Origin of the sequence: Streptomyces sp. NPDC007162, from assembly GCF_040634175.1 — a bacterium.
Classification (GTDB): domain Bacteria; phylum Actinomycetota; class Actinomycetes; order Streptomycetales; family Streptomycetaceae; genus Streptomyces.
On the sequence record NZ_JBEYFC010000576.1, the window covers coordinates 1 to 5,137 of the forward strand.

Here is a 5,137-nt window from a genome sequence, read left to right on the forward strand (position 1 = left end):
GACCGACACGCCTGCCAGCGTGGAGTAGCCGGAGACGGCGGCGGACAGCTCCTCCGGGCGGCGGCGGGGCAGCACGCCGAACACCAGGAGGGCCACACCCGTCGGCGGTGCGGGCGGGATCAGGGCAGCTGCGCCGCCCGTGCCTCACGCCGGTTGTCGCGGAAGTTGTTCACCCGGCGGGCCGTGGCGAACAGCGGGATCACCGCGCCCGTCACCAGCTGCAGCGCACAGCCGGTCTGGAGGAGCAGCTGACCGCCCGGGGCGTCGAAGGCCCAGGCCGCCAGGAGGCCGACGCCGAGGACGATCCAGGACAGCATCGCGACCGCGAGACGGCCGCGCGGCTTCGGGTACTCGACCCGGCTGACCATCAGCCACGCCGTGCCGAGGATCGCCAGCAGCGTCGCGAAGAACGGCAGCTCCAGGAGCACGATCGAGACCACCGTCAGCGCGCCGAACGGCGAGGGCATGCCCTGGAACATGCCGTTCGGCGGTGTTACGCAGGAGAAGCGCGCGAGTCTCAGCACCACGGCCAGCAGCACCACGACCGCTCCGACCGCGGCCACCTTCTGGTACGCGTCGTCCGCCACCATGCCGTAGACGAGGACGAAGTACGCCGGGGCGAGGCCGAAGCTGATCAGGTCGGACAGGTTGTCCAGCTCGGCGCCCATGGGGGAGGAGCGCAGCTTTCGTGCCACCAGGCCGTCGAACAGGTCGAAGATCGCCGCGCACAGCATCAGGATGACCGCGGTGGCCGCGCTGTGGCGGGCCATGCCGGCCGACTGGTCGTCCCCGGTGAGGTGCGGGATCAGGATGCCGGTGGTGGTGAAGTACACCGCCATGAACCCGCAGGTGGCGTTGCCCAGGGTGAGGGTGTCCGCTATCGAGAGGCGGAGAGAGAGCGGCATCTCCTCCTCGTCGTCGCCGATCTCGTCGGCCTCGGGCACCCAGCCCGCCTGGGTCTCTGGATCAATCACGGTCAATGCGAGTCACCCCAGCCACGGTCTTCTGGCCGACCTCGACCGCGACCTCCACGCCCTCGGGCAGGTAGATGTCGACGCGCGAGCCGAACCGGATCAGACCGATGCGGTCGCCCTGCTCGACCTTCGTGCCCTGCGGGACGTAGGGCACGATGCGACGGGCCACCGCGCCGGCGATCTGGATCATTTCGATGTCGCCGAGTTCGGTGTCGAAGTGCCAGACTACGCGCTCGTTGTTCTCGCTCTCCTTGTTGAAGGCGGGAACGAAGCCACCGGGGATGTGTTCCACCGACGTCACCTCGCCCGACAGGGGCGCGCGGTTGACGTGGACGTTGAGCGGGCTCATGAAGATCGCGACGCGGGTGCGACCGTCCTTCCACGGCATGATGCTCTGCACCACACCGTCGGCGGGCGAGATGACACGGCCCGGGGCGATCTCACGCTCGGGGTCGCGGAAGAACCACAGCATGCCCGCCGCGAGTGCGGTGGCGGGCACGGCGACGGCCTTCGCGGCACCGGAGCGACGGGCGCGCAGGAGGCTGACGGCTGCGGTGGCGACGGTCGGGAGAAGCCACGGCGATGCTCCGCGCGCGAGGCGTACGCCGGCCAGGCTGTCTCGATGTGCAGAGGTTTGGCTGTGGGGCATGGATGACCTTCGTAGCGGATGATGCCGCGCGGGAATCGGGGACGGCGGCTTTCCGGGATCGTACCGGTCGGGGGCCACAACTGGGCAAGCCAGGAAGCCGAGTCGGCGGCCGAAGACCGTTGACGGGGTGTGATCTTCTTCTCGAAGAAAACACCCCGTATACGGACAATCAGCCCTGGAATCGATACTCTTCGAGCAGCCTCCGGCCGATGATCATTTTCTGGATCTCGGCGGTGCCCTCGCCGATCAGCAGCATCGGCGCCTCGCGGTAGAGACGCTCGATCTCGTACTCCTTGGAGAATCCGTAGCCACCGTGGATCCGGAAGGCGTCCTCCACGACCTCCTTGCAGTACTCGGAGGCGAGGTACTTCGCCATTCCCGCCTCAAGGTCGTTTCGTTCCCCGGAGTCCTTTTTGCGTGCCGCGTTGACCATCATGGCATGGGCGGCCTCGACCTTGGTGGCCATCTCCGCCAGCTTGAACTGAATGGCCTGGTGCTGGGCGATCGCCCTGCCGAAAGTGTGACGTTGCTGGGCGTACTGGACTCCGAGTTCGAAAGCGCGCTGTGCGACACCGCAGCCGCGTGCCGCCACGTTGACCCGGCCGACCTCGACTCCGTCCATCATTTGGTAAAAACCTCGGCCGGTGACCCCGCCGAGCACCCGATCGGCCGGAATCCGCAGGCCGTCCATGATCAGCTCGGTGGTGTCGACGCCCTTGTAGCCCATCTTGTCGATCTTGCCCGGGATGGTGAGGCCGGGGCGGACCTCGCCGAAGCCGGGCTCCTTCTCGACCAGGAAGGTCGTCATCGACTTGTGGGGCGCGGTGCCCTCGGGGTGTCCTTCGTCACTTCGTACGAGGACGGCCACCAGCGAGGAGGTGCCGCCGTTCGTCAGCCACATCTTCTGGCCGTTCAGGACGTACTCCTCGCCGTCCCTGACCGCCTTGGAGGTGATCGCGGACACGTCGGAGCCGAGGCCCGGCTCCGACATCGAGAACGCGCCCCGGATGTCGCCGGCCGCCATCCGCGGCAGGAAGTGGTCCTTCTGCTCCTGGGTGCCGTGCTGCTTGAGCATGTACGCCACGATGAAGTGTGTGTTGATGATCCCGGACACGGACATCCAGCCCCGGGCGATCTCCTCGACGCACAGCGCGTACGTCAGGAGGGACTCGCCCAGGCCGCCGTACTCCTCGGGGATCATCAGCCCGAACAGGCCGAGCTCCTTGAGGCCGTCGACGATCGCCTGCGGGTACTCGTCGCGGTGCTCCAGCTCGGTGGCGACCGGGATGATCTCCTTGTCCACGAAGTCGCGGACGGTGGAGAGGATCTCCTGCTGGACGTCGGTCAGACCGGCGGTCTGGGCGAGACGGGCCATGACTAGCGCTCCTGAAGTTCCGGGCGGCCGGGCTGCTCGCCGCCGCGCTCCTTGATGTACGTCTCGGTCGGCACCATCACCTTGCGGCGGAAGACGCACACCAGCGTGCCGTCCTGCTTGTAGCCCTTGGTCTCGACGTGGACGATCCCGCGGTCGCTCTTCGACTTGGAGGGCCACTTGTCGAGCACGGTCGTCTGGCCGTAGATCGTGTCGCCGTGGAAGGTCGGCGCCACGTGCTTGAGCGACTCGATCTCCAGGTTGGCGATCGCCTTGCCCGAGATGTCCGGGACGGACATGCCGAGCAGCAGCGAGTAGATGTAGTTGCCGACCACCACGTTCCTGCCGAAGTCCGTCGTCTTCTCGGCGTAGTTCGTGTCCATGTGGAGCGGGTGGTGGTTCATGGTGAGGAGACAGAACAGGTGGTCGTCGTACTCCGTGACCGTCTTCCCGGGCCAGTGCTTGTACGTCGCCCCGACCTCGAACTCCTCGTACGTGCGTCCGAACTGCATCGCCCTCAGGCCTCCGGGATCTCGAACTTCGACGTGCGCTGCATGCCGGCGGCCCGGCCCTTGCCGGAGATGACCAGGGCCATCTTGCGGCTGGCCTCGTCGATCATCTCGTCGCCGAGCATCGCGGAGCCCTTCCTGCCGCCCGCCTCGGACGTGTAGTAGTCGTACGCGTCCAGGATCAGCTCGGCGTGGTCGTAGTCCTCCTGCGACGGCGAGAAGATCTCGTTGGACGCCTCGACCTGGCCCGGGTGCAGCACCCACTTGCCGTCGAAGCCGAGCGCCGCGGCACGCTGGGCGACCTCGCGGTAACCCTCGACGTTGCGGATCTGCAGGTAGGGGCCGTCGATCGCCTGGAGGTTGTTGGCGCGGGCGGCCATCAGGATCTTCATCAGGATGTAGTGGTAGGCGTCCGCCGGGTAACCGGGCGGCTGCTCGCCCACCACCAGTGACTTCATGTTGATGGACGCCATGAAGTCGGCCGGGCCGAAGATGATCGTCTCGACGCGCTGGGAGGCCGTCGCGATCTCGTTGACGTTGTTGAGGCCCTGCGCGTTCTCGATCTGCGCCTCGATGCCGATCTTGCCGACCTCGAAGCCCATGGTCTTCTCGATCTGGGTCAGCAGCAGGTCCAGGGCGACCACCTGCTGGGCCGTCTGCACCTTCGGCAGCATGATGCAGTCCAGGTTCTGGCCGGCCCCCTCGACGACCGTGACGACGTCGCGGTACGTCCACTCGGTCGTCCAGTCGTTCACGCGCACCACGCGCGTCTTGCCGGTCCAGTCGCCCTCGTTGAGGAACTTGACGATGGTGTGCCGCGCCTCCGGCTTGGCGAGCGGCGCGCACGCGTCCTCCAGGTCAAGGAAGACCTGGTCCGCCGGGAGACCCTGCGCCTTCTCCAGGAAGCGCGGGTTCGAACCGGGTACTGCCAGGCACGAGCGCCGCGGACGGAGACGGTTGACGGGCGTCGTCATGCGGGGACCTCCAGAGGGTCGAGCTGGTTCGCTTTCCGGATCTCGTCGACGATGCGGCCGATGATTCCGGTGATGTCGAAGTCCTTCGGGGTGAAGACCGCGGCCACTCCGGCTTCCCTGAGCTGCTCGGCATCACCGTTCGGGATGATGCCACCGGCGATCACCGGTATATCTGTGGCACCCGCCACACGGAGTCGTTCCAGGACGTCCGGGACCAGCTGGGCGTGCGACCCGGACAGGATGGACAGGCCCACCGCGTGCACGTCCTCGGCGAGCGCCGCGTCCACGATCTGCTCCGGGGTGAGCCGGATGCCCTGGTAGACCACCTCGAAGCCGGCGTCCCTGGCCCGTACGGCGATCTGCTCGGCGCCGTTGGAGTGCCCGTCGAGACCGGGCTTGCCGACCAGGAAGCGGAGCTTTCCGCTGCCCAGGTCGCGGGCGGTGGCGTCCACCTTGGCACGCACCCGGGCCAGCGCCGAGCCCGCCTCGACGGGGACCGCGACGGGAGCCGAGGAGACCCCTGTCGGCGCCCGGAACTCGCCGAACACCTCGCGCAGGGCCCCGGCCCACTCCCCGGTCGTCACGCCGGCGCGGGCGCACTCCAGGGTGGCCTCCATGAGGTTGCCGGTGCCCTTGGCGGCCTCCTTCAGGCGCTCCAG

6 protein-coding genes are annotated in these 5,137 nt (G+C 67.7%); all 6 read right to left on the reverse strand.

The genetic code is table 11. The features are described from left to right. Nucleotides 1-119: 119 nt before the first annotated feature. The gene (gene pssA, locus ABZ646_RS39565) at nt 120-944 is read right to left on the reverse strand and encodes a CDP-diacylglycerol--serine O-phosphatidyltransferase (RefSeq protein WP_132893285.1); all 825 of its coding nucleotides are present in this window, start codon (nt 942-944) and stop codon (nt 120-122) included. Nucleotides 945-966: 22 nt separating this feature from the next. Then, complete coding sequence (locus ABZ646_RS39570) at nt 967-1,623, reverse strand: phosphatidylserine decarboxylase (protein ID WP_360530480.1); 657 nt, start codon at nt 1,621-1,623, stop codon at nt 967-969. Nucleotides 1,624-1,792: 169 nt separating this feature from the next. Next, a complete protein-coding gene (locus tag ABZ646_RS39575; protein WP_360530469.1) occupies nt 1,793-2,998 on the reverse strand; it encodes an acyl-CoA dehydrogenase family protein in 1,206 nt (401 codons plus the stop codon). A gap of 2 nt (nt 2,999-3,000) precedes the next feature. Then, complete coding sequence (locus ABZ646_RS39580; RefSeq protein WP_132893286.1) at nt 3,001-3,507, reverse strand: MaoC family dehydratase; 507 nt, start codon at nt 3,505-3,507, stop codon at nt 3,001-3,003. A 5-nt stretch (nt 3,508-3,512) separates the two neighbouring features. Continuing rightward, nucleotides 3,513-4,478: a CoA ester lyase gene (locus ABZ646_RS39585; protein WP_360530474.1), complete on the reverse strand. Its 966-nt coding sequence runs from the start codon at nt 4,476-4,478 to the stop codon at nt 3,513-3,515. Further along, nucleotides 4,475-5,137, reverse strand: a 663-nt coding sequence (locus tag ABZ646_RS39590; RefSeq protein WP_360530477.1) for a cobalamin-dependent protein, incomplete at its 5' end; no start/stop codon positions are given. The genes ABZ646_RS39585 and ABZ646_RS39590, both read right to left, overlap by 4 nt.